Source organism: Amycolatopsis coloradensis (assembly GCF_037997115.1).
Taxonomy (GTDB): Bacteria; Actinomycetota; Actinomycetes; order Mycobacteriales; family Pseudonocardiaceae; genus Amycolatopsis; species Amycolatopsis coloradensis_A.
Genome location: NZ_CP150484.1, coordinates 4,857,233 through 4,881,067, shown reverse-complemented (window position 1 = coordinate 4,881,067; position 23,835 = coordinate 4,857,233). Strand labels below are relative to the sequence as shown.

General features: G+C 68.4%; 24 protein-coding genes and 1 pseudogene. 10 read left to right on the top strand and 15 right to left on the bottom strand.

The features are described 5' to 3' along the window. Positions 1-23: 23 nt before the first annotated feature. Positions 24-320 (top strand): dsRBD fold-containing protein, encoded by a 297-nt coding sequence (locus LCL61_RS22850; protein WP_340681585.1) that lies wholly within the window; start codon positions 24-26, stop codon positions 318-320. 6 nt (positions 321-326) lie between these two features. Here LCL61_RS22850 and LCL61_RS22845 read toward each other — a convergent pair whose 3' ends face one another. Then, positions 327-2,069, bottom strand: coding sequence for a GAF domain-containing sensor histidine kinase (locus LCL61_RS22845; protein WP_340681584.1), 1,743 nt, complete (start codon positions 2,067-2,069; stop codon positions 327-329). Positions 2,070-2,198: 129 nt separating this feature from the next. Between LCL61_RS22845 and LCL61_RS22840 the strand changes: the two genes are divergently transcribed. Next, positions 2,199-3,176 carry an Acg family FMN-binding oxidoreductase gene (locus tag LCL61_RS22840; protein WP_340681583.1) on the top strand — a complete coding sequence of 326 codons (978 nt, stop codon included), beginning with the start codon at positions 2,199-2,201 and terminating at the stop codon, positions 3,174-3,176. A 15-nt stretch (positions 3,177-3,191) separates the two neighbouring features. Here LCL61_RS22840 and LCL61_RS22835 read toward each other — a convergent pair whose 3' ends face one another. Then, positions 3,192-3,824, bottom strand: coding sequence for a response regulator transcription factor (locus LCL61_RS22835; protein ID WP_340681582.1), 633 nt, complete (start codon positions 3,822-3,824; stop codon positions 3,192-3,194). 188 nt (positions 3,825-4,012) lie between these two features. Here LCL61_RS22835 and LCL61_RS22830 point away from each other — a divergent pair, with 188 nt between their 5' ends. Together LCL61_RS22830 and LCL61_RS22825 are read left to right on the top strand one after the other, a co-directional pair. Then, complete coding sequence (locus LCL61_RS22830; RefSeq protein ID WP_340681581.1) at positions 4,013-4,318, top strand: ANTAR domain-containing protein; 306 nt, start codon at positions 4,013-4,015, stop codon at positions 4,316-4,318. 71 nt (positions 4,319-4,389) lie between these two features. Continuing rightward, positions 4,390-4,794: a response regulator transcription factor gene (locus LCL61_RS22825; protein WP_340681580.1), complete on the top strand. Its 405-nt coding sequence runs from the start codon at positions 4,390-4,392 to the stop codon at positions 4,792-4,794. A gap of 8 nt (positions 4,795-4,802) precedes the next feature. Here LCL61_RS22825 and LCL61_RS22820 read toward each other — a convergent pair whose 3' ends face one another. The 3 genes from LCL61_RS22820 to LCL61_RS22810 are packed head-to-tail and all read right to left on the bottom strand — an operon-like array spanning position 4,803 to position 10,840. Continuing rightward, positions 4,803-9,032 (bottom strand): HAMP domain-containing protein, encoded by a 4,230-nt coding sequence (locus LCL61_RS22820; protein ID WP_340681579.1) that lies wholly within the window; start codon positions 9,030-9,032, stop codon positions 4,803-4,805. Positions 9,033-9,053: 21 nt separating this feature from the next. After that, on the bottom strand, positions 9,054-10,124 hold the full coding sequence (locus LCL61_RS22815; RefSeq protein ID WP_425341928.1) for a PAS domain-containing sensor histidine kinase: 1,071 nt from the start codon (positions 10,122-10,124) through the stop codon (positions 9,054-9,056). Between the two features lie 32 nt (positions 10,125-10,156). Beyond that, positions 10,157-10,840: a response regulator transcription factor gene (locus tag LCL61_RS22810; protein WP_340681577.1), complete on the bottom strand. Its 684-nt coding sequence runs from the start codon at positions 10,838-10,840 to the stop codon at positions 10,157-10,159. A 375-nt stretch (positions 10,841-11,215) separates the two neighbouring features. Here LCL61_RS22810 and LCL61_RS22805 point away from each other — a divergent pair, with 375 nt between their 5' ends. Then, positions 11,216-11,485, top strand: coding sequence for a hypothetical protein (locus tag LCL61_RS22805; RefSeq protein WP_340681576.1), 270 nt, complete (start codon positions 11,216-11,218; stop codon positions 11,483-11,485). A 15-nt stretch (positions 11,486-11,500) separates the two neighbouring features. On the opposite strand, the gene pspAB is transcribed toward LCL61_RS22805, so the two are convergent. From pspAB to LCL61_RS22770, 7 genes are all read right to left on the bottom strand, one after another. Then, entirely contained in the window at positions 11,501-12,058 is a 558-nt protein-coding gene (gene pspAB / locus LCL61_RS22800) for a PspA-associated protein PspAB (protein ID WP_340681575.1), read from the bottom strand. 149 nt (positions 12,059-12,207) lie between these two features. After that, entirely contained in the window at positions 12,208-12,906 is a 699-nt protein-coding gene (locus LCL61_RS22795) for a GAF and ANTAR domain-containing protein (RefSeq protein WP_340681574.1), read from the bottom strand. A 119-nt stretch (positions 12,907-13,025) separates the two neighbouring features. Beyond that, the gene (locus LCL61_RS22790; RefSeq protein WP_340681573.1) at positions 13,026-13,886 is read right to left on the bottom strand and encodes a spermidine synthase; all 861 of its coding nucleotides are present in this window, start codon (positions 13,884-13,886) and stop codon (positions 13,026-13,028) included. Then, positions 13,886-14,257: an adenosylmethionine decarboxylase gene (gene speD / locus LCL61_RS22785; RefSeq protein ID WP_340681572.1), complete on the bottom strand. Its 372-nt coding sequence runs from the start codon at positions 14,255-14,257 to the stop codon at positions 13,886-13,888. The genes LCL61_RS22790 and speD overlap by 1 nt, the downstream gene beginning before the upstream one ends. Further along, the gene (locus LCL61_RS22780) at positions 14,247-15,389 is read right to left on the bottom strand and encodes a type III PLP-dependent enzyme (RefSeq protein WP_340681571.1); all 1,143 of its coding nucleotides are present in this window, start codon (positions 15,387-15,389) and stop codon (positions 14,247-14,249) included. Before LCL61_RS22780 ends, speD begins: the two co-directional genes overlap by 11 nt. A gap of 44 nt (positions 15,390-15,433) precedes the next feature. After that, positions 15,434-15,622 carry a hypothetical protein gene (locus LCL61_RS22775; protein ID WP_125683248.1) on the bottom strand — a complete coding sequence of 63 codons (189 nt, stop codon included), beginning with the start codon at positions 15,620-15,622 and terminating at the stop codon, positions 15,434-15,436. Between the two features lie 138 nt (positions 15,623-15,760). Then, complete coding sequence (locus LCL61_RS22770) at positions 15,761-16,945, bottom strand: MFS transporter (protein WP_340681570.1); 1,185 nt, start codon at positions 16,943-16,945, stop codon at positions 15,761-15,763. Between the two features lie 93 nt (positions 16,946-17,038). On the opposite strand from LCL61_RS22770, the gene LCL61_RS22765 reads away from it, so the two are divergent. The 3 genes from LCL61_RS22765 (at position 17,039) to LCL61_RS22755 (ending at position 20,250) form a co-directional block, all read left to right on the top strand. After that, complete coding sequence (locus LCL61_RS22765) at positions 17,039-17,542, top strand: Lrp/AsnC family transcriptional regulator (RefSeq protein WP_340681569.1); 504 nt, start codon at positions 17,039-17,041, stop codon at positions 17,540-17,542. Positions 17,543-17,554: 12 nt separating this feature from the next. Beyond that, on the top strand, positions 17,555-17,767 hold the full coding sequence (locus LCL61_RS22760; protein WP_340681568.1) for an alpha/beta hydrolase: 213 nt from the start codon (positions 17,555-17,557) through the stop codon (positions 17,765-17,767). A 98-nt stretch (positions 17,768-17,865) separates the two neighbouring features. Further along, complete coding sequence (locus LCL61_RS22755) at positions 17,866-20,250, top strand: excinuclease ABC subunit UvrA (protein WP_340681567.1); 2,385 nt, start codon at positions 17,866-17,868, stop codon at positions 20,248-20,250. A 37-nt stretch (positions 20,251-20,287) separates the two neighbouring features. On the opposite strand, the gene ligD is transcribed toward LCL61_RS22755, so the two are convergent. Beyond that, positions 20,288-21,226 carry a non-homologous end-joining DNA ligase gene (gene ligD, locus LCL61_RS22750; protein WP_340681566.1) on the bottom strand — a complete coding sequence of 313 codons (939 nt, stop codon included), beginning with the start codon at positions 21,224-21,226 and terminating at the stop codon, positions 20,288-20,290. A 53-nt stretch (positions 21,227-21,279) separates the two neighbouring features. On the opposite strand from ligD, the pseudogene LCL61_RS22745 reads away from it, so the two are divergent. Further along, a pseudogene (locus LCL61_RS22745) lies at positions 21,280-21,959 on the top strand (TetR/AcrR family transcriptional regulator). Here LCL61_RS22745 and LCL61_RS22740 read toward each other — a convergent pair. Both LCL61_RS22740 and LCL61_RS22735 read right to left on the bottom strand, forming a co-directional pair. Then, positions 21,898-22,233 carry a sporulation protein gene (locus LCL61_RS22740; RefSeq protein WP_340681565.1) on the bottom strand — a complete coding sequence of 112 codons (336 nt, stop codon included), beginning with the start codon at positions 22,231-22,233 and terminating at the stop codon, positions 21,898-21,900. The pseudogene LCL61_RS22745 and the gene LCL61_RS22740 sit on opposite strands and share 62 nt — an antisense overlap. Before the next feature lie 5 nt (positions 22,234-22,238). Then, positions 22,239-22,898, bottom strand: a complete 660-nt coding sequence (locus tag LCL61_RS22735; RefSeq protein WP_340681564.1) for a GntR family transcriptional regulator — start codon at positions 22,896-22,898, stop codon at positions 22,239-22,241. 103 nt (positions 22,899-23,001) lie between these two features. Here LCL61_RS22735 and LCL61_RS22730 point away from each other — a divergent pair, with 103 nt between their 5' ends. Then, the gene (locus LCL61_RS22730; protein WP_340681563.1) at positions 23,002-23,802 is read left to right on the top strand and encodes a carbon-nitrogen hydrolase family protein; all 801 of its coding nucleotides are present in this window, start codon (positions 23,002-23,004) and stop codon (positions 23,800-23,802) included. Positions 23,803-23,835: the final 33 nt, after the last annotated feature.

Here is a 23,835-nt window from a genome sequence, read left to right as displayed (position 1 = left end):
GAACGGCGGTGATGGGAGTCTCGATGACCGGAACGGAGCCGACGATGACGGACAAGTGGACGATCGACGTTTCCCTGCAGCACGAGCCGTACCGGGTGCGCGCGGAAGCGTTGCTCCGGCTCGAGGACGGCGGCGAGTTCGTCGGTGTCGGAATCGCGGAGGCCGGGCTGAGAAACGGTTCGGCCTCCCAGATCGGCTCCTATCTCGCGGTGACACGGGCGCTTTCGGACCTCACCGCGGAACTGCTGGAGACCGTCGCCTCCGACGTCGCCCGCTCGGTCGAAGTCGACGGGGTCCTCGCCACGCAGTCGACGAACTGACCGCGGTCAGCGCAAGGGGGCGGACCACTCGACCCTGGTTCCGCCCTCTTCTTTCGTCTCCGCCCGGAACGTCCCGCCCGCTCTTTCCGCGCGATCGCGCAGATTCCGCAGCCCGCCGGGCCCGCTCTGCTCACCGGCGATCCCGGTACCGTCGTCGGTGACGACGATCCGCAGGACGTCGTCCTTCACCGCGACGCTCACCGAAACCCCGCTCGCCCGCGCGTGCCGGACCACGTTGCCGACCGTTTCCCGCACCACCGCTTCGGCGTGTTCGGCGAAGGCGAGCGGAATCGAGTCGAGCGGCCCGGACAGGCTGACCGTCGGGTGGATGGGGGTGTCGTCGGTGAGTTCGGTGATCGAGTCGTAGAGCCGGTGCCGCAGCCGCACTCCCCGCTGGCCCGCCTCGCCGCCGTGGAGATCGAAGATCGCCGTGCGGATCTCGTGCACGATCTCGTGCATCTGGTCGATGCTCTCGCCGATCCGCCGCCGCAGGTCCGGCGAGTCCGCGCGGCGGTGCGTGCTCTGCATGGCGAGCCCGACCGCGAACAACCGCTGGATCACGTGGTCGTGCAGTTCCCTGGCGATCCGGTCGCGGTCGGCGAGCACGTCGAGTTCCCTCGCCGTGCGCTGCCGCGCCGCCAGTTGCAGCGCGAGCGCGGCCTGGTCGGCGAACGAGGCCACCACCGGCAACTGGGCGAACTCGAACGGGACCGCGCCCGGGTTCCGTACCGCCATCAGCACGCCGGACGTCCGCTCCCGCGCCCGGAGCGGCACCACGAGCGTCGGCCCGAGGCGCAACTCCCCCTCGGCGCCGAGCACGAGTTCGGGCACGCTGCGCGGGGTACGGTCGCGGTAGACCGCCCCGGGCAAGGAGGTGGCGACGCTGATCCGCGTCCCCGTCAGCTCCGCCGCCCGTACGCCCGCGCAGACGGCGATGGTGAGTTCGTCGACCTCGTCCTCCCCGTCCGGGCTGACGTCGAGCCTGCCGGAACCGGGCAGTGCCAGCAAGGTGAGGTCGGATCCGGTCAGTTCCAAGGCCCTGCCCGCGATCAGATTGAGCGCGTCGACCGGATCGGTGCCGCCCAGCAGTTCCGTGGTCACCTCGCTGGTCGCGGACTGCCACCGCTGGCGGATCCGCGTCTGCTCGTAGAGGTGGGCGTTCTCGATCGCGATCCCGGCCGCGGCCGCGAGTGCCTGGACGACCACCTCGTCGTCGTCGGTGAAACCCTCCCCGCGTTTCTCGGTGAGGTAGAGATTTCCGAACACCTTGTCGCGCACCCGGACCGGCACACCGAGGAACGAGCGCATCGGCGGATGGCATGGCGGGAATCCGACCGACGCGGGATGCGCCGAGATGTCGGCCAGCCGCACCGGTTTCGCCTCGTCGATGACGAAACCCAGCAGCCCGTGCCCTTTCGGGAGATGCCCGATCTGCTCCTTCGTCTCGCCGTCGATGCCGAGATAGACGAATTCGGCGAGCGAATCGTCGTCCGCGATCACTCCCAGCGCGCCGTAAGTGGCTTCGCCGAGATCGATCGCCGCCTGCACGATCCGGCGCAGCGTCGCGTCCAGCTCGAGCCCCGACGCGACCGCGAGCACCGCTTCGAGCAGGCCGTCCATCTTCTCGCGGGTGCCGATGAGCCGTTCGATGCGGTCCTGGAGATCACGCAGCACCTCACGAACCCGCGGCTGGGAAAGGGCACCGGTGATCCGGTCGTCGTTTCCGCCCAGCCGGTCATGAGCCGACATCCTGCTGCGCCTCCGAAGATCGGGACGAGTCGCGGCCGTGGTGACTTTCTCCTCTTTCGGCCCCGCACCGCGGGCGGGACCGTCTCACGAGACAACCTTATTGCCCGTGGCGCGGCGGCGGGGGAAACCATGACCATACAAGTCACCAGGGTCGGGCGTTTGAACTCCGAACAGGTGAATTCCGTGCTCCGGTCGGCGACGCTGGCTCCGTCGACGCACAACACCCAGCCGTGGCTCTTCCGGTGCACCGGCACCGGGATCGAAGTCCACGCCGATCCGCGCCGGATCCTGCCTGCCACGGATCCGGACGGCCGGGAAATCGTTCTCTCGTGCGGTGCCGCCCTGTTCACCCTCCGGACGGCGATTCACGCACTGGGCTTCCATCCGGCGACGATCCTGATGCCGAGCCGCACCGATCCCGATCTGCTGGCCGTCGTCCGGCCGCTCGCCGAGCGCACCCCGGATCCGAAGGTCGTCCGGTTGGCCGGCGCGATCCCTCGACGGCGGACCAACCGGCGGCCGTTCGTGTCCAACGTCGTCCCGAAAACCACGCTCACCGCGCTCCGTCACGCGACCGAACTCGAGCACGCGTGGATGTCGAGCCTCGATGTCGAACAGTGCCGGCTGCTGCGAGACCTCACCGCCCGTGCCCGCCGCGAGCAACTCGCCGACCCCGCGTTCCTCGCGGAACTCGACCGCTGGACCGGCCTGGGCGCGAGCACTCGCGACGGGGTGCCGTCCTACGCGATGGAGGGCTCCCCGGCCGACGAAAGCTGGCTCCTCGGCGAATTCGGCGAAGACCACAGCACCACGCTGCCTCTTCCGCTCGTGGTGGTGATCGGGTCCCTGACCGACGAACGGCTCGACCGGCTGCAAGCCGGCCAGGCACTGCAACGGGTCCTGCTGGCCGCGACCTGCGCGGGCCTGGACGCGTCGTTCATCTCACCGCCGATCGTGGTCCGCGGGGCCCACGCCGAACTCCGGCGTCTCCTCGGCTGCGGCGTGTGGCCGCAGGTGCTGCTGCGGGTCGGCTACGGATCGCCGCTGCCGTGGACGCCCCGGCGCCCGCTGGAGGACATGCTGCTCGACACGCTCATTTCCGCTTGAGCCAGGACGGAGCCTTCACTGCCGCCGCAGTTCCGTGGCCAGCACGGCCGCCTGAGTCCGCCGCTGCATCCCGAGTTTCGTCAGCAGCCGGGACACGTAGTTCTTCACGGTCTTCTCCGCGAGGAACATCCGCTCGGCGATCTGCCGGTTGGTCAGTCCCTCGCCGATCAGTTCCAGCAGGGTGCGTTCCTGGTCGGAAAGCCCGGCGAGCGGCCCCTTCTTGGCGGCGTCGTCGCGGAACTTCGCCATCAGTGTCGCGGCGGCCCGCGTGTCCAGCAACGACCGGCCGAGGCCGACCTCCTTGACCGCCGCCACCAGGTCCATCCCCCGGATGTCCTTGATGACGTACCCGCGCGCGCCCGCCATGATCGCGTCCAGCATCGCCTGTTCGTCGGTGTAGGACGTGAGCATCAGGCATTTCAGCTCGGGCATCTTGGAGCGCAGTTCCCTGGCGAGTTCGACGCCGTTACCGTCCGGCAGCCGCACGTCGAGCACGGCGACATCCGGCCGCAGAGCCGGAATCCTCGCCAGCGCTTGGGAAAACGTGGCGGCCTGCCCGACGACGCACAGGTCGGCGTCCTCCTCGAGCATGTCCGCGACCCCTCGACGGACCACCTCGTGATCGTCGACCAGAAACACCCGGAGCATTCCGACCTCCACGGTTTCCCTCCTCGGATGAGAGCGTACGGCGCACGGCCGGTCACTGCGACAGGCCAAAGGGCCCAGTTCGGCGCTCGTTCGAGTGGCTGCCGCCGACCGGACCAGATTCATTTGCATCATTCGAGTCAGGACGTTCTGTTCTTCCGGAGCAGTCCGGCCGCTGCGACGATCACCTCATGTCCGAGACCACGTCTTCGCCGGCCCCCGCGGCCGGGTCTCCCGACCCGGCCGACGACCTCGTGGCCATGCGCGACCACATCCGCTTCTACCGGGCCCGCGCCGAGCAACTCCAGTACGCGCTCGACCACCGGCTTCCCATCGAGCAGGCGAAGGGAATCCTCGCCGAGCGTTACCAGATCGACATCGACGCGGCGTTCGAACTGCTGCGCTCGTTCTGCCGTAACAACAACATGAAGATCCACGACGTCGCCAGGACGCTCATCGAGCAGCCCAGCGAAGGTGACCGCCGGATCTCTTGCTGAGTCACGCCCAGTTCGGCGGGGGGCCCGCGACCACCACCGGAGCCGCAGACCGCGCGGGCTCGGATCGGGTGATGAACCGAACGCCGCCCCCCAGACTCCGGGTGCTCGTCGCGGACGACAACCCGGTCATCGGCGACGCCCTGCGCGCCCTCTTGGAATCCGAACCTGACATCGAGGTGGTCGGCGTCGCGCTCGACGCCGGTGAAGCGGTCGCGCTCGCGGAGTTGCTGGTCCCGGAGGTCGCCCTGCTGGACGTACGGATCCCCGGCGGAGGTGGCGCGTGGATGGCGCGGGAGATCCGGCGCCGGGTGCCCCATACGCGGCTGATGGCGTTCTCCGCGCACAGCGACACCCGGTCCATCGCCCAGATGGCGTCCGCGGGCGTCACCGAATACCTCGTAAAGGGCAGCCCCAACACGGAGATCGTCGCGGCCATCCGCCGCGTCTGCGCGAGCAGCGCCAACGGGACCGAGTAGCCCGCCGTTCAGTCCGCGAGCCAGCGTTCCATGCACGCCAGCAGTTCCTCGGCGTTCACGGGTTTGGTGACGTAATCGCTCGCCCCGGCGGCGAGGCTCTTCTCCCGGTCCCCTTCCATCGCTTTCGCGGTCACCGTGATGATCGGCAGACCGGCGAACTTCGGCATCTCGCGGATCGCCACGGTCGTCGCGTGGCCGTCCATCTCCGGCATCATCACGTCCATCAGGATCAGGTCGATGCCGTCGTCGGACAGCAGTTCCTCGATGCCCTTGCGGCCGTTGGGCGCGTGCACGACCGACAGTCCGTGCAGTTCGAGCATCCCCGAGATCGCGTACACGTTGCGGGGGTCGTCGTCGACGAGCAGGACCTTGCGCCCCTGCAACCGCGGCGAGCCGGCAGGCAGGCCGGGCGGCTGGTCGTCCGGCGACGGCACCGTCACCTCCGGCTGCTGCATCAGTGGCAGGATGCCTTCGAGTTCGCTGGCCGAGATGTGCAGCATGATGCGTTCCCGCAGCATGTCCAGCGACGGCAACAGCTCGACCGGATGCACCTTCGCGTGCCCGTGCAGCAAGCGCTCCTGCGCCGCGCTGAGCTTGCGGGTCGCGTACGCCAGCACCGGGACCTCGACGGGGTCCGGCCCCTCGGCGAGCCGTTTGAGGAAGCTCAACGCGCTCGTTCCGGGCATGCTGGTGTCGAGGACGACGCAGCGGTAGCTCTCCCGCTTCACTTCCTCGAACGCTTCCGCCGGATCGGCCACCGCCCGGACCTGGACCGAGCCGTGGCTGTCCGCGACGTCGGCCGCGACGCCGCGGGCGAGCAAGGTCAGCAGGCTGTTCCGCTCGCCCTCCACGACCAGGACCCGCCGCTCCGCGCCGACGTTGTCCACAGTGGACTCATCGTGGCTCGCGGACGCGGCGAACCTGGCCACCGGCAGGTAGAGCGTGAACGTGCTGCCCGTCCCCAGCGCACTGTCCGCCCGGATCTCACCGCCGAGCAGGTACGCGACCTCACGGCTGATCGACAGGCCGAGCCCAGTGCCGCCGTACTTGCGGCTTGTGGTGCCGTCGGCCTGCTGGAAGGCCCCGAAGATCGATTCGAGGTTCTCCTCGGCGATCCCGATCCCGGTGTCGATGACGCTGAAGGCCACCAGTGATTCGTGCGGGAGCGCCCCCGACGGCGAAACGACGGTGTCGACCAGTTTGACCCGCAGTTCGACGCTGCCGTCTTCGGTGAACTTGACCGCGTTCGACAGCAGGTTCCGCAGCACCTGCCGCAGCCGTTGCTCGTCGGTGAAGAGCAGTTCGGGCACGTTGGGTTCGACGGTGACCTGGAAGTCGAGCCCCTTCTCCGCGGTCAGCGGACGGAAGGTCGTGCCGACGTAGTCGAGCAGCTGGCGCAGCGGGAACGGCTCGTGGTGGATGTCCATCTTGCCCGCTTCGACCTTCGACAGGTCGAGGATGTCGTTGATCAGCTGTAGCAGGTCGGTGCCCGCGGACTGGATCACCTTGGCGAACTCGACCTGTTTGGGCGTCAGGTTCTGGGTCGTGTTCTGCGAGAGGACCCCGGCGAGGATCAGCAGGCTGGTCAACGGCGTACGGAGCTCGTGCGACATGTTCGCCAGGAACTCCGACTTGTACTTGGAAGCGAGCGCGAGCTGCTGCGCGCGTTCCTCGATCTCCTGGCGCGCCTGCTCGATTTCGAAGTTCTTCACCTCGATGTCGCGGTTCTGCCGCGCGAGGAGTTCGGCCTTCTCCTCCAGTTCCGCGTTGGAGACCTGGAGCTTCGCCTGCTGCGCTTGGAGTTCCTCCGAGCGGGCCTGGAGCTCCTCGGCGAGCCGCTGGGACTCCTCCAGCAACGAGTCGGTCCGCGCGTTGGCGATGATCGTGTTGACGTTGACCCCGATGGTCTCCATCAGTTGTTCGAGGAAATCCTTGCGGACGGCGGTGAATTGGCCGAACGTGGCCAGTTCGATGACGCCGAGCACCTGGTCCTCGAAGACGATCGGCAGCACGATCAGGGTGACCGGCGGGGCGGAACCGAGGCTCGACGAGATCTTCACGAAACCCGGTGGCGTCCGGTCGACCACGATCGGTTTCTTGGTCTGCGCGGCCTGGCCGATCAACGACTGCCCCATCGCGAACTCCGAGGGCGTGTCCGGGTCCTCGCTGTGCCCGTAGCTGGTGATGAGCCTCAGCCGGGTGCCGTGTTCACCGGATTCGGTGAGGAACAGCGTCCCGTGCTGGGCGCCGACCAGCGGGGTCAGCTCGTTCATGATGAGCGTGGCCACCACCCGCAGATCCCGGTGCCCCTGCATCAGGCCGGAGATCCGCGCCAGGTTGCTGTTGAGCCAGTCCTGTTCCTCGTTCGCCCGCGTGGTCTCGCGCAGCGACTGGACCATCGCGTTGATGTTGTCCTTCAGCTCCGCGACCTCGCCCTGCGCCTCGACGGAGATCGACCGGGTGAGGTCGCCGGTGGCCACCGCGCTGGTGACCTCGGCGATCGCCCTGACCTGGCGGGTCAGGTTGCCCGCCAGCTCGTTGACGTTCTCCGTCAGCCGCTTCCAGGTGCCCGAAACGCCTTCGACCTCGGCCTGGCCGCCGAGCCGCCCCTCGCTGCCGACCTCGCGCGCGACGCGGGTGACCTCCGCGGCGAACGCGGAGAGCTGGTCGACCATCGTGTTGATGGTGGTCTTGAGCTCCAGGATCTCGCCGCGGGCGTCGACGTCGATCTTGCGGGACAGGTCGCCCTGCGCGACCGCGGTGGTCACCTGGGCGATGTTGCGGACCTGGCCGGTGAGGTTGTTCGCCATCGAGTTGACGTTGTCGGTGAGGTCCTTCCAGGTCCCGGCGACGTTCGGCACCCTGGCCTGCCCGCCGAGGATGCCCTCGGTGCCGACCTCGCGCGCCACGCGCGTGACCTCGTCCGCGAAGGCCGACAGCGTGTCGACCATCGTGTTGATCGTCTGCGCGAGCGCGGCGACCTCGCCCTTGGCCTCGACGGTGATCTTCTGCGACAGATCACCCCTGGCGACCGCGGTCGCGACCTGGGCGATCGACCGCACCTGATCGGTCAGGTTGTCGGCCATGACATTGACCGACTCGGTCAAACCCTTCCACGTGCCCGACACCCCCTTGACGTCCGCCTGACCACCCAACCGCCCCTCCGTGCCGACCTCGCGCGCCACCCGAGTGACCTCGTCCGCGAACGACGACAACTGACCGACCATCGTGTTGATGGTGTCCTTGAGTTCCAGGATCTCGCCGCGGGCGTCGACGCGGATCTTCTGCGACAGATCGCCTTTCGCCACCGCCGTGGTGACCTCGGCGATCGACCGCACCTGATCGGTCAAGTTGTCGGCCATGACATTGACCGACTCGGTCAAACCCTTCCACGTGCCCGACACCCCCTTGACGTCCGCCTGACCACCCAACCGCCCCTCCGTGCCGACCTCGCGCGCCACCCGAGTGACCTCGTCCGCGAACGACGACAACTGATCCACCATCGTGTTGATCGTGTTCTTCAACTCCAGGATCTCGCCCCGCGCGTCGACCGTGATCTTCTGCGACAGATCACCCTTCGCCACCGCCGTGGTGACCTCGGCGATCGACCGCACCTGATCGGTCAGGTTGCCTGCCATGAAGTTCACCGACGTCGTCAGATCCCGCCAGGTCCCCGCCACCCCAGGGACTTCCGCCTGCCCACCCAGCCGGCCTTCGCTGCCGACTTCCCGCGCGACCCGCGTGACCTCGTCCGCGAACGACGACAACTGATCCACCATCGTGTTGATCGTGTTCTTCAACTCGAGCATCTCGCCCTTGACGTCGACGGTGATCTTCTGCGACAGATCACCCTTCGCCACCGCCGTCGCGACCTCGGCGATGTCGCGGACCTGGCCGGTGAGGTTGCCCGCCATCGCGTTCACCGAATCGGTGAGGTCCTTCCAGGTCCCCGAAACCGAGGGCACCGCCGCCTGGCCGCCGAGCTTTCCGTCGGTCCCCACCTCACGCGCGACCCGGGTGACCTCGGAGGTGAACAACGCCAGCTGATCGACCATCCCGTTGAAGACGAGCGCCATCTCGTCCATCAGGACGTCGTCCACCTGGGGCAGCCGGGTGCTGAAATCACCGTCGCGAACGGCTTTCAGGCCCTCCAGCAGCCGCTGCAAGCCTTGGTCGTCGATCGCCCCGCCCACCCGGACCGTCTCTCGTGATCCGCGCTTGCTTCCCGGTTCCGGCATCGAAATGGCTCCTTGTCCTGACTACCCGCGGGGAGGACCCAACGGAATCCAGAAGGTCACCGACGTACCTTCGCCGGGTCTGCTGGAGATCCGAAACCAGCCTTGCGCCGCTTCGGCACGTTCACGCATCGACGCCATGCCGATGTGCTCGCCCGACAACGATTCATGCGCGTTCTCGCCGTCCGGTTTCATCCCATCGCCGTCGTCGGCGACCGTCACCAGCAGACCGCCGTCCTGGCCGGTCAGCGAGACCGCGACGGAAGTGGCGTTCGCGTGTTTACGCACGTTCACCAACGCCTCCTGCAGGATCCGGAAGGCGGTGACGACGAGGTGGGGCGGCGGCTTGACAGCGAGATCGTGCCGCAGTGTGCATTCGAGCCCCCAGCCCGCCACGACCTCGTCGAGGTAGTCGCGGACGGACGCGATCAGGTCCTCGTCGTTCAACGCGGGCGGCCGCAATTGGGCGACGAGGATCCGCAATCGTCGGATCGCCCCTTGAATCGCTTCGTCGAGTTGCTTCAAAGCGGGATCCCGCCGTTGCGCGGCGAGCATCTGCAACCGCATGCTGACGGCTATCATCGACTGAATGGAATCGTCGTGAACATCCCACGCGATACGGCGACGTTCGGTTTCCTGCGCCCGGACCAAATGTGCGAAGGCCTGGCGGCGTTCGGTCCTTTCCTCCAGTGTTTTCCGGTGTTCGGTGAGATCACGGGTGACTTTGCCGAAACCGGCGAGGCCGCCTTGTTCGTCCCGCAAGGCGGTGATCACGGTGTTGGCCCAGAACCGTTCGCCGCCGCGCCGGACGCGCCAGCCCTCGTTCTCGTGACTCCCCATCTCGGCGGCGACCAGCAGCTCCGAGGCGGGTTTGCCGTCGGCGACGTCGTTCTCGGTGTAGAAAACGGAGAAATGACGGCCGAGGATCTCGTCCTCGGAATAGCCCTTGATCCGCTCCGCCCCCGGATTCCAGCTGATCACGCGACCCTCGACGTCCAGCAGGTAAATGGCGTAGTCGACGACGCTGTGCATGAACAACTCGAAGAGCACAGCGCTGCGGTGATCAGGCGTCTGTTCCGATGGCAGCATGGCCATAGTGCAGCTTGGCACTCGGATACGTCTCCCCGCTACGGCCGTTCGAGGAGGCCATTCTTACGCGCGTGCGCCACGGCTTCGAGTTTCGAATGGGTCCCGGTCTTCACCAGGATCCGCTGCACGTGATTCCGCACGGTATTCCGCGCCAGCCGCAGCTCTTCGGCGATCCGGTCGGTTCCCACTCCATCGGCGATCAGCCCGAGCACCTGACGTTCTCTCAGGGTGAGTACCGGCCCGAGCCCGCCGGGACTGCCCGCCCCCAGCATCGCCAGCGCGCCGCTGAGCAGGTCGGGGTCGATGACCATGTCGCCCGCCGCGATGGTCCGGATCGCCGTGACCAGTTCGTCGAGGAGACCGGATTTCAGCAGCAGCCCGGCCCCGCCGACCTCCAGGATCCTGGCGACGATGGCGCTGTTCGCGTCACCGGTGAGCACCAGCACCCTGCTCGACGGCGAGATCGCGCGGAACCCTGCGATCGCCTCGATCCCGTCGCCGTCCGGCAGCCGCCGATCGAGCAGCACGATGTCGGGCAGGTGCTCTTCCGCCGCGATCATCCCGTGCGCCAAGGACTCCACCGACGCCACCAGGTCGATCTCCGGGAATTCCTCGAAGGCCGCGCCCAGCGCTTCGGCCACCATCTTGTGGTCCTCGACGAGCAGCACCCGGATCGGGGCCGCCTCCGGGGGCACGGGCTGCGGGGAGGTCGGGTTCGGCATGCACCTTCTCCGTCGATCGTGTTCTCGCCCTGACCATTGTCCGGCAGATTCCCGGAAATCAACCCCGCCACGGCCGCATTCACCCTGGTGCGAACTCGCGTGTCCGAAGACGGAACACACCCGAAACCGGATCGCGCGGTGTCTTCCGGCTTCAAGCACGCGAGATCCGGCTGGAGACCGGCGCATTTTCCCACTGCCTCCGGTCCCACCGTCGTTTTCGAGGCCAACCCGTGACCCGTTGTACCCGTCTTGCGACCGAGTGAGGTCTTTGTGCCCTCGATGGCACAACCTTCGGCGCTCACCGGAACGGCCTCGGTGGCTCATCGTCGTACGCGACGACTGCCGGACCGAGAGCACGGGAAGGGTGACCGGGACGTGACCACGAGGATCTGCGAGACCCGCCGCCGTCCCGGCACGCACGCGGTCGCCCGCCGGGCGCGGGTCGCGGCCGAATTCGAGCGGCTGCCGAGGGTCGTGACCGAACCCGAAACGCATGCTTCGCTGCTCGACGACGTGCTCACCGCCATCCGGCATCTCGACGGCGCGGCCCTGGCCACGCGGTCGCGGCGCCGTCTCCCGGCGTGGACCCCGGGAGACCGGCGCGTCCAGCGGCTGCGCGGCTGGCTCAGCGGCGCGCTCGGCTGACCGGGCCGGCGCCCGTCACACCGGGCGCCACCGGCCGATGTCGGACTCCATCGGCACGATCCGGCTCAGCGACGAGCGGATCCTCAGTTCCATAGCCCTGTCCCGGCCCTGGGTCCCACGAGGCGCGTACGGGTAGAAAGTGCCGCGCTCCCGGCGATAGACCATGGTCAGCTTGGGATGGCGCATGTCCCGCAGCTCGGCGAAGTCGACCGTCGTGTGCAGCAGCCAGGACGCGAACCCGGCCTGAGTCAACCGCTCGTTGACGTCGGCGAGGTCGTCGAGCAACCAGCCCAGGTCGCCGTTCTCCCGCCAGCAGCGCACGATCGTCCGCCCGAGCGCGTCGTGATTGACCACGTTACGACGGATAGAGTCCCCGGCGAGCCCGGCGACGATCTCCGCCTCCGTCCCCTGGCCCGGACGGCCCTCCGCGACGAAGCAGACCGTCCCTGATCCGGTGGACGCCAGCCCGTACCCGGACCGCAGGGTCAATGCCGCGGACCTCAACTCCAGCAACGGAAGCATGCTCGGCCGCACCGACCGGCCCCTCCCGCGCAGACCTCCCAGCAACGCCATGACCTCACCGCACCCTTCTGGTGCGGTGAAGCCTTTCCGATGACGACCTCGCGCCCTAGGGCCGCACGGTCGCGCGCTGTCCGGGACAAGTCCCCGGTTCCGGTGACCAACGGCCCTATCAGCCCACGCTTGCCGTTTCCCGGCAGCCGTCACCGGCCTCGCGACCGGAGTTCGCGGGCGTCCAGTGTGCCTTCGACGACGCCGCGCGCGACTTCCGCCAGCTTCCTGTTCGTACCGCGGGCGAGGGAACGCAAACGACGGAAGGCGGTGCCGACATCGACACCGGCGCGTTCGGCGAGCATGCCTTTCGCCTGTTCGATGACGACCCGGCTTTCGAGCGCGGTCTGCAACTGCTCCGAAAGCGTCCGGTAATGACGCAATTCCCGCTGGCGCAGAAGGCACAACGTCGCGACGTCGGCGAGCGCCCGGCCAAGACGGCGGTCTTCAGCACTCAGGACCGCGGTTTCGGCACTGAGGAAGGCGATCGCGCCGACGGTTTCGTCCGCCGTCCGCAATGGCAGCGCGGAAACCGCGGCATAACCCTTCCCCGCCATTCTGGCGGCGTAACCCGGCCAGCGCGAAGCCTCCGCGGAAAGGTCACGGACGGCGATGTCGTTCCCGGTTTCGAACGACTCTCGCGCGGGCCCTTCCGCCACCGCCGAGGGATGGCGTTCGAGTTCGAGACCCGGCAGGAAGACCTCGGTGGAATCGATCGGCAGCAGTCGCGTGCATTCGCTGGACAAGGTGTCCACCACCCGGCCCGGCCCGAGGTCTTCCGTGACACTCGCGGTCAAACTCGCGAAGGCGGCACAGACTGCGGGCTCCCGGTCCGTTCGCCAGCTGTTCACCCGAGCGATTCTGGCCTTCACCGCGATCACCGGCAACGACCAGATGGAGGATCCTGTTCCGACGACGTCACACACGGCGACGACCGTTGATCTCGGATGGATAACGACGGGCGGGGTTCTCAGTGCCGCCGCAGGGAAAACGGCGGCATCGTATTCGCCCTCAACGCCTCTTCGTCTAAAGTGGACTCCCCGATGCCCGCCTTGCCGAGCTTTTCCGCGACGAGCGCGCCGGGCTCTTCGAGCGCGTCGGCCCTGCCGCTCAGGAACGCCCACTCGTGCTCGTCCGAACCGTAGTAGAGAACGGTCCCGAAAGACTCGCCGAACCGGCGCCACGACGTGGTCAACGTCTGGTTGCGCCACAATGTCGGGCAACCCGCCTGACACCCGACCACTCCGCCGTCGGTGAGCAACGCCGTGCACCGGGCGAGGAAATCGGCACCGTACAACCGGTTGTGCTGCGCCTCCGGATCGTCGTTCTCGTCCGGCAGGTCGATCACGACCACGTCGTAGGAATCCCCGCGCTCACGCGCGTCGGCGAGGAACTCCCAGCCGTCGCGGTAGTGGATCCGGATCTTCCCCTCCCCGCGCTCGGCACGGGCCAGATCGTCGAGCGTGTAGCCGTAGGGAAGATGCTCGGCGCAGGCCCGCACCGCTTCGGCGTCGATGTCGACGTGATCGACCACCTCTGCGCCCGCGGCGACCGCGAGTTCGGAGGCGACCCCTTCGCTGGAGCCGATGATCAGTACCCGCTCGACGCGTTCTGCGAGCAGCAGCGCGGGGATCATCAGCGCCTCGTGGTATACGAGCTGACTCAGTTCGGTGCTCTGCCGTTCGTCGTCGCAGAACAACGAGATCCCTTGCGCGGTCCGTCCGATGAGGACGTTCTGGAACGCGGTGCGGCCCTCGAACAGGACCTCCTCGACGTCCCAGTTCCGGGTGAGCCCCGCGCCCATCGGCTCGACGATCACTCGCTGCACCATCAGTTCTCTCCTCGTTCCACGGTGGACATCCGGACGGTACCGGCGCCCAGCATCTTCGCCAGCAGTGTGACCGCGCGTTCCGGATCCGCCCGGTCCCCGCAGGTGAACACGTCCACGAACACCGAGCCGATCTCCGGATAGGTGTGCACCGACGCGTGCGATTCCGCCAGCAGCGCGAGCACGGTGACCCCTTGCGGGGCGAAGGAATGCGACACGACTTCGCAGACCGTCGCGCCCGCCTCGGTCACCGCTTCGGCGAGCGTCTTCTTGAGCAGCACGGCATCGTCGAGCAACGACGGCTCGATCCCCTCGAACTCCGCGAGTACGTGGCGGCCGGCGAACCGGCCGACGAGTGGTACTTCACCCGGCATCGGCGAACCTCCCCACACAATAGGTACGCAACGGCTCGATTCCGTTGAACGCGACGGACGAATAGCTGGCGGTGTACGCCCCGGTGCCCGGGATGTCCAGCCGGTCGCCGGCCTTCAACGACATCGGCAGGGCGCATGGCGTCCGCTGGTAGAGCACGTCGTCACCATCGCAGGTCGGCCCGGCGAGGACCACCGGTCCTTGCGGCCCCTTGACGCCGACGGCCTCCAGCCGATACGCGACGGCTTCGTTCTCGCACTCCGCCATTCCGTTGTACCTGCCGACGTCGAGGTAGACCCAGCGGCGTTCGTCCGCGGCGGCGCGAGTCGTCACCAGGACGACCTCGGTCCTGATGAGCCCGGCGTCGCCGACGATCACGCGACCGGGTTCCAGCAGCAACTCCGGCTCCGGCAGATGCTCCCGGCGGGCGGCGTGGATCACCGCGGCGTAGTCCGTCAGCGACGGCACGGGTTCCCGATGCTCGGTGGCGAACCCTCCGCCGATGTTGAGCCGCTCCAGTACGACGCCCGCGTCGGCGGCGACCTTGGCCGCGGTCGCGATCCCGATCTCCCAGGCGGCCGGATCCGGCTGCTGCGAGCCGACGTGGAACGCGATTCCCGGCCGCAGCCCGGCTTCCGCGGCCTGGCGCAGCAGGGTCGCGGCCACCGCGGGCTCGCAGCCGAACTTGTGGCCGAACGGCGTGACCGAGTCCGGACCGCCGGTCAGCAGGCGGACCGAGACCAGCGAACCGGGCGCGTGCTCGGCAAGGTTCGCCAGATCACCGGCGGAATCCGTGGTGAATTCACGGACCCCGCGCTCGTGAGCGAAGGCGATGTCCGCCGGTTTCTTGATCGTGTTGCCGTAGGCCAGGTCCGCCGCCCGCGCGCCCCGGGACAGGCACAGCTCGATCTCCGCCGTGCCCGCCACGTCGAAGCCCGCGCCGGTCGACGCCACGGCGTCGAGTACCTCGGGAGCCGGATTCGCCTTGACCGCGTAGCGGATCAGCGCGTCCGGGAAAGCCGCCGAGACCGCGGCCGCACTCTCCGCGACCAGGTCGGTGTCGACGACCAGACACGGTGTCGGCGGCTCGCGGTCCGCCAGGAAGGCGCGGATCCGGTTCAGGCTTGCGGTCACACGCCCCAGGGTGTCAAAGCCCGATCATCGGCTCCGAACCCGGGTCACGCCCGGACGTCACCCGAAGACTGCTCCGGCAGCTCCACGCCGTGCTCGGCGGCCAGTCGCTCCAGGTTGGCCAGATCGGCGCCGACGGCCGAAGCCCTGTCCTCGTCCGAGGCCTGCTTGGCGATCTGGACGTCCTCCCTCGCCTGCCGTACCCGGTCCCGCAGATTCACCGCGAACTCGCTCATCGTGCACCCCCGATCTCCCGCACCTTGTCTGCTTTCACCCTAGGACCCTCCGAATCGGTCACCCACGTGATCTGCGTCATCACGGGTTCGTTCGTGTCGGAGTGAAGCAGTATGACGGCAGGCCCCGGGTTTCGCAGATCAGCGGAGCCCGGCTTTTTCAACGGATTCCGGCTCGGCCGCCCGTCGGCCGATCACCGCGAGCGGGACGAGAGCGCACAGTCCGCCCGCGACGGCGACCAGAACGTATCCGCCCAGGCCGAACAGCTGCCCGGCGAGCAGGCTCGCCGCGGCCGAGGTCCCCCAGACGAAGGCGTCGACGGTGCCTTGGGCCCTCGTCCGCTGAGCGGGCGGGAGATCGCGGCTGAGCATGCTGCTGCCGCCGACGAACACCAGGTTCCAGCCGTAGCCCAGCAGGAACATCGCGACCGGGATTCCCACGTGATGCGAATCCGGGGCGCCGATCGCGGTGACCGCCGCGACGGTGAGCGTGCCGATCCCGCCGAAGATCGCCGCGCGGCCGCCCCAGCGGTCGGTGATCCAGCCGGACAGCGGTGCCAGCGCGAACATCCCGACCAGATGGGCGCTCAGCACCCAGCCGACGACGTCCAGTCCCTGACCGTGCTGGTGCAATTGGACCGGCGTCATCGTCATCACCGCCACCATGGCCAGTTGCGCGCCGACCATCGCCACGAGCGGCCCGAGGATCACCGGGTTCCGCACGGACATCCGCTCCGTCCTCGCCACCCCCTCCGCCGGGGCGGCGAGGCCACGCGGCAGGGTGGCGACGGCGACCACGGCGATGGCCACGACGATCGCCCCCGCCGCGATCGGGCCGGACAGGGCGGGCAGGTCGGCGGCTTCCGCCCTCGCCGCGGCCGGTGCGATCAGGGCGGGCCCCGCGACCGCGCCGACGGTCCCCGCCCAGACCATTGTGGACAGTGCGAACCCCTTGCGGTGCTCGGGCGACAGGTCGGCGGCCGTGTACCGGGACAGCTGCGCGCCGCTGTTGCCGAAGCCGATCAAGGGCATCCCCGCCACCAGCGCGAGCACGGATCCGCCGAGCACGCCGGCGAACGAGATCAGCGCGCCCGCCACCGCGGCGCCGTACATCAGCACCAGGACGAGCCGCCTGCCGTAGCGGGCGGCCAGTGCCCCCGACCACAGCGAACCCGCCGCGGAACCGAGTACCAGCACGGCGTTCGGCAGCCCGCTCCACGCTGCGCCGGCGTGCTCGACCACGATCAGGGCCGCCGTGGTGGACAGACCGACGACCGCGGTACTGAGACAGGCGACGCCCATGAAGAGCGCGAACATCGGTTTCATGATTCAAACCTAGGGATTCCGGGTGCTCCGGCGAATAGGCTGACGAAGGCCTCGCGGGGGTGCGAGGCGCATCATGGAAGGAATCCGGGCGCGATGACCTTACGATCGGAAAGGGCGCTGGACGATCTCGACTGGCGGCTCCTCGAAACGCTCCAGAGCGACGGGCGGCTCTCGTTCAAGGAACTCGGCCGCCGCGTGAACCTCTCTGCCCCGGCCGTCGCCGAACGGGTCCGGCGGCTGGAGGAGGCGGGCGTCATCACCGGGTACCGCGCCCAGGTCGACGCCCGCCGCGCCGGGTACGGCCTCCAGGCGTTCGTCGAGATGCGCTGCTCGCTCGGCAGCTGCCTCCTGCGCACCAGCAAGTCCGAGGACTACCCCGAGGTGGTCGAGCTGCACCGGCTCAGCGGCGACCGCTGCACCATGCTGAAGGTGCGGGCCGTGTCGCTCGAACACCTCGAAGGCCTCTTCGAACGGCTGGGCAAACACGGCGAGATCCGGTCGTCGGTGGTGCTGTCGACCCAGTACGAGGGCAGGCCGGTCGGCCCACCGGTCGAGGACTACCTGAAGGCGACGAAGAGCGAGGGCTGGAGCGTCTGAATGCTGACGTCCATGGCACTTCTGTTCGCGGACGACCGCTGGATGACCCCGGCCCGCGCGCGGTCCTTCGCCGGAAGCTGGGGTGCCGAGTTCGCCGACATCGGTCTCGTCGGGCATCTCACCGGAGCGCACGGGCCGTGGCCCGAGGGCGAGAAGCTGCTCGCGACCCTGCTTCGGGAAGACGGATCAGGAATCGAGAAGCACTTGGCCCCCGGACTCACCTAGCGTGACCATCATCGAGGACGAACAGCTCGAAGCTGGTTAGATCGAGCCCGGTGAGGCTGACGGAACGTACACGCGGCCCACATGAGGATGGAGAGAAGATGCGCAAGACCACCAGGCCGCGGCCGCCCGAGCAGCACCCCGCCGACAGCCACGACCTGATCCGCGTGCTGGGCGCGAGCGAGAACAACCTCAAGAACGTCGCCGTCGAGCTGCCGAAGCGACGGCTGACGGTGTTCACCGGGGTTTCCGGATCGGGCAAGAGCTCCCTGGTCTTCGACACGATCGCGGCCGAGTCGCAGCGGCTGATCAACGAGACGTACAGCACCTTCGTTCAGGGCTTCATGCCGACGCTGGCCCGGCCCGAGGTCGACGTGCTCGACGGCCTGACCACCGCGATCATCGTCGACCAGCAGCGGATGGGCTCCGACCCGCGCTCCACGGTCGGCACCGCCACCGACGCCCACGCCATGCTGCGCATCCTCTTCAGCCGGCTCGGGAAGCCGCATATCGGCTCACCGCAGGCGTTCTCCTTCAACGTCGCGTCGATCTCCGGCGCGGGCGCGGTGACCGTCGAGAAGGGCGGGCGGACGACGAAGGAACGCCGCGAGTTCAGCATCACCGGCGGCATGTGCGCCCGCTGCGAAGGCCGGGGGCAGGTCAACGACATCGACCTCACCGCGCTGTACGACGACACGAAGTCCCTCAACGAGGGCGCGCTGACGATCCCCGGCTTCTCCATGGACGGCTGGTACGGCCGCATCCTGCGCGGCTGCGGTTTCTTCGACCCCGACAAGCCGATCAAGAAGTACACCAAGCGGCAGATGAACGACCTGCTCTACAAGGAGCCGGTCAAGCTCAAGATCGAGGGCATCAACCTGACCTACTCGGGACTGATCCCCACGATCCAGAAGTCGTTCCTGTCCAAGGACCGCGAGGCGATGCAGCCGCATATCCGCGCGTTCGTCGACCGGGCGGTCACCTTCGCCACCTGCCCCGAATGCGACGGAAGCAGGCTCAGCGAGCTCGCGCGATCGTCGAAGATCAAGCGGATCAACATCGCCGACGCCTGCAAGATGCAGATCAGCGACCTCGCCGACTGGGTCCGCGGGCTCAAGGAGCCGTCGGTGGCGCCGCTGCTGGAGAAGCTCCAGCACACCCTCGACTCCTTCGTCGACATCGGGCTCGGCTACCTCTCCCTCGACCGGCCGTCCGGCACGCTTTCGGGTGGCGAGGCGCAGCGCACGAAGATGATCCGGCACCTCGGCTCCTCGCTCACCGACGTCACCTACGTCTTCGACGAGCCCACCATCGGTCTGCACCCGCACGACATCCAGCGGATGAACAACCTGCTCCAGCAGTTGCGCGACAAGGGCAACACGGTGCTGGTCGTCGAGCACAAGCCGGAGACCATCGCCATCGCCGACCACGTCGTCGACCTCGGGCCCGGCGCGGGTACCGCGGGCGGGACGATCTGCTTCGAGGGCACCGTCGAAGGCCTGCGCGCCAGCGACACCATCACCGGCAGGCACCTCGACGACCGGGCGTCGCTCAAGGACAGCGTCCGCAAGCCGACCGGCAAACTGGAGATCCGCGGCGCGGACCGCCACAACCTCCGGAACGTGGACGTCGACGTCCCGCTCGGTGTCCTCTGCGTGGTCACCGGTGTCGCGGGTTCCGGCAAGAGTTCGCTGATCCACGGCTCCATCCCCGCCGCCGAGGGCGTGGTCTCGGTCGACCAGACCCCCATCCGCGGCTCGCGGCGGAGCAATCCGGCCACCTACACCGGCCTGCTCGAACCGATCCGCAAAGCCTTCGCCAAGGCCAACGGGGTGAAGCCGGCGCTGTTCAGCGCCAACTCCGAAGGTGCCTGCCCGAACTGCAACGGCGCAGGCGTCATCTACACCGACCTCGGCATCATGGCGGGCACCGCGACGACCTGCGAGGAATGCGACGGCAAGCGGTTCCAGGCGTCGGTGCTGGAGTACACCTTCGGCGGCAAGAACATCAGCGAAGCACTCGAAATGCCGGTGTCCGAGGCCGTGAAGTTCTTCGGCGAGGGCGACGGGCGCATCCCGGCCGCGCACGCGATCCTCAGCAGGCTCGACGACGTCGGGCTCGGTTACCTCAGCCTCGGCCAGCCGCTCACCACGCTTTCCGGCGGTGAACGGCAGCGGCTGAAGCTCGCGACGCACATGGGTGACAAGGGTGGCGTCTACGTCCTCGACGAGCCGACCACCGGTCTGCACCTCGCCGACGTCGAGAACCTGCTCGGCCTGCTGGACCGGCTCGTCGACGCGGGCAAGTCCGTGATCGTGATCGAGCACCATCAGGCGGTCATGGCGCACGCCGACTGGATCATCGACCTCGGCCCGGGCGCCGGCCACGACGGCGGCAAGATCGTCTTCGAGGGCACGCCGTCCGACCTCGTCGCGAGCGCTTCGACGCTCACCGGCGAACACCTGGCGGCCTACGTCGGCAAGTGACCCTCTGCCCGCATTTAGTCCTCTAAATGCGGGCGGTTCACTCGCCTTCCGTGTCGAGGCCTTCCCGGTCCGCCCACTCGAGCAGGGTCTCGAGCGAGTACGCCGTGTCGTCGATGCCCGCGTGCAGGTCGCCGAGTTCGGCGAAGCGCGCGGGCACGGTTGCGATGGTGAACTCACGCGGTTCGACGTCGTCGATCTCGTCCCACCGGATCGGGGTCGAGATGACGGCTTCGGGCACGCCACGAACCGAATACGCGCTCGCGATGGTGTGGTCGCGCGCGTTCTGGTTGTAGTCCACGAACAGCTTCGACGGGTCGCGGTCCTTGCGCCACCAGGTGGTGGTGACCTCGTCGGGCATCCGCCGCTCGACCTCGTGCGCGAACGCGAGCGCCGCCCGGCGGACCTCCTGGAAACCCCAGCGTGGTTCGATCCGGACGTAGACGTGCAGGCCGTGCCCGCCGGAGGTCTTCGGCCAGCCGGTGATCCCGAGCTCGTCCAGGATCTCGCGGACCGTGTGGGCGACCTTCCGCACGGTGGAGAACGGGCAGCCGGGCATCGGGTCGAGGTCGATCCGCCATTCGTCGGGGCGTTCGGTGTCGGCGCGGCGCGAGTTCCACGGGTGGAACTCGACGGTCGACATCTGCACCGCCCAGATCACGTCCGCGGGATGGGTGACGCACAGTTCGTAGGCGTGCCTGCCGGAGGGGAAGTCGACGCGGACGGTCTGCAACCAGTCGGGAGCACCGTTCGGCACCCGCTTCTGATGGACCTTCTCCCCCGAAACGCCGGACGGGAACCGATGCAGCATGCACGGCCGTTCCCGCAGTGCCCGCACGATCCCGTCGCCGACGGCGAGGTAGTACCGGACGAGGTCGAGCTTGGTCTCGCCGCGTGCCGGGAAGTAGACACGATCCGGATTCGAGACACGCACCGTACGGTCGCCGACCTCGATCTCCACCGCCGAGCTTTTCGCCATACAGGGAAACTAACCCGAAAGCCGCCTATCCGCGCTCTGCCGGGATGAACGACATGGCACCACGGACACGCGCGGAGGCACTGTCCCGCGAGCGCATCGTCGAGGCCGCCGTCGAACTCCTCGACGCGGCGGGCGAGCGCGGGCTGACCTTCCGGACGCTGACCGAACGCCTCGCCACCGGCCCCGGCGCGATCTACTGGCACGTGCCGAACAAGGGCGCGCTGCTCGACGCCGCGACCGCGTCCGTCATCGTCGCCGCGCTGCGAGTCGTGGCCGAGGGCTCACCGCAGGACGAGATACGGGCCATCGGGCTCGGTCTGTTCGAAGCGATCGAGCGGCACCCGTGGCTTTCCCCGCAGCTCGCTCTCCAGCTTTCCCGTAGCCCTCGGGGCTCCGTGACGCCGCGGATCTTCGAAACCATCGGACAGCGGGTCAGTGCGCTCGGCGCCCCCGAAACCACCTGGTTCACGGCGACCTCGGCGCTGGTGCTCTACATCTTCGGCGCCGCGGGCCAGAACGCCGCGAACGCCCGGGTGCTCGGGCCCGGGTGGACCGTGCCGAATTCCTCCACGCCGCGGCGGACGTGTGGGAAGAACTCGATCCGGGCGAATTCCCCTTCCTCCGGACAGTCGCCGCCGAGGCCCGCGATCACGACGACCGGATACAGTTCCTCATCGGGATCGATCTGATCCTCGCCGGTATGGCCGGCGCCGGTGGATCGCGGCGACCATGACCGCGAACACCGCACCGAGGAGGGTCACGTCCACCGCCGGGACCCAGCGCACCTCGCCGCCTTTGAGGACGTACGCGCCGACGGGCCGCGCGGCGAGGAGGAAACCGCCGCCCTCGCCTTCCTTGTCCTGTTCGGCGCCGTGCCCGCCGCCTCCGCCGCCGATCACCCTCGCGGCCGGGATGACCACGACGCCGTCCTTCTCGACGGGCTCGCCGTAGACACGCCGGACGGTGAGGTTGTCGCGCATGACGCCGACGACCTTTTCGAGTCCCATCGAGGTCAGCCTTCCTGTGGCAGCGCCGACATCACTTCGGACACCGGGCGCAGATGTTCCTCCAGCAGCCGCGACGCCTCTTTGACGTCATGGGCGTTCAGGGCAGCGACCAGGGCCCGGTGCTCCTCGTTGATCACCGTCAGCCGTTCCGGGCGTGCCTCCAGCGCGCGGACCGTGACCCGCTGCTGCCGTGAACGGAGCGTGTCGTACAGCTCGGTCAGGACGGTGTTCCCCGCGGCGTTCACGATGGCGCGGTGGAACCGGCGGTCGAAACCCGAAACGGCGAACCAGTCACGTTCGGCGCCGGAGCTCGCCATCGCTTCGATGAGTTCCGGCAGTTCGGCGGGGGCCCCCGCCCGGTTCGCGCAGAGCGCCGCGATGGCGTGCCCTTCGATCAGCCGCCTGCTCTGGTAGACCTCTTCCAGTTCCCTGGCGGTGACCGTGCGCACCTGGGCGCCCTTGCGGGGCAGGAGGCTGATGAACCGCTCGGCGGCCAGGCGGTGGAACGCCTCGCGTACCGGGGTCCTGGAGACGCCGACGACGCCGGAAACCCACATTTCGTCGAGGAAGCGGCCGCCCTCCAGCTCGCCCGAGATGATTCCGTCGCGCAGCCACGTGTAGACCCGCTCGCGCGCCGGGCCGCCCCCTTCGGCGGTCACAGTCATCTCGTTCCCCCTCTGTTCCCTTACTTTTCGCGACAGAGCCTACACCTGGACCACCCAAGTATCCATCATGTATACAAGAGTTCCACTGATTGGAAGGGGTCCCATGGTGCACGTCGCGGTGGCGCAGTTCGCGCCCGGCAACGACAAACAGGCCAACCTCGCCCGAGTCGCCTCCCTCGTCGGCGAAGCGGCCGACCGCGGTGCGCGGGTGGTCGCGCTGCCCGAGTACTCGTTGTTCACCGTACCGACGATGAGCCGGGAATTCGTGACCTCGGCCGAAGAACTCGACGGGCCCTTCGTCACCGAGCTGCGCGGCCTCGCGAAGGACCGGCAAATCACCGTCGTCGCGGGCATCAACGAAGCACTCCCCGGCGGCGAGCGGATCTCGAACACGCTGGTGGCGGCCGGCCCCGACGGCGCGATCGCCGCGCTCTACCGCAAGCTGCACCTGTACGACGCCTTCGGTTTCCGCGAATCGGAACTGGTCCGGCCCGGAGACATCGAGGCCCCGGAGACGTTCGAGGTCGACGGCATCACCTTCGGTCTACAGACCTGCTACGACCTGAGGTTCCCGGAGGTCACCCGCCGCCTGGTCGACGCGGGCGCGGACGCGGTGCTGCTGCCCGCGGAGTGGATGCCCGGCCCGCTCAAGGAGGACCACTGGACCACCCTGGTCCGGGCCAGGGCGATCGAGAACACGATCTACCTCGTCGCGGCGGGGCAGGCCGCGCCCGCGGGTTCGGGACACAGCATGATCGTCGACCCGATGGGCGTCGTCGTCGCCTCGCTCGGCGAGCGCACGGGGACCGCGACCGGCGAGGTCTCCGCCGAGCGGATCTCCGAGGTACGCGCCAAGAACCCGGCGCTGGAACTGCGCCGGTTCGCCGTCACCCCGAAGTCCTGAGTATCTTCTGACCCGGAGGTCCCGTTCGTGAAG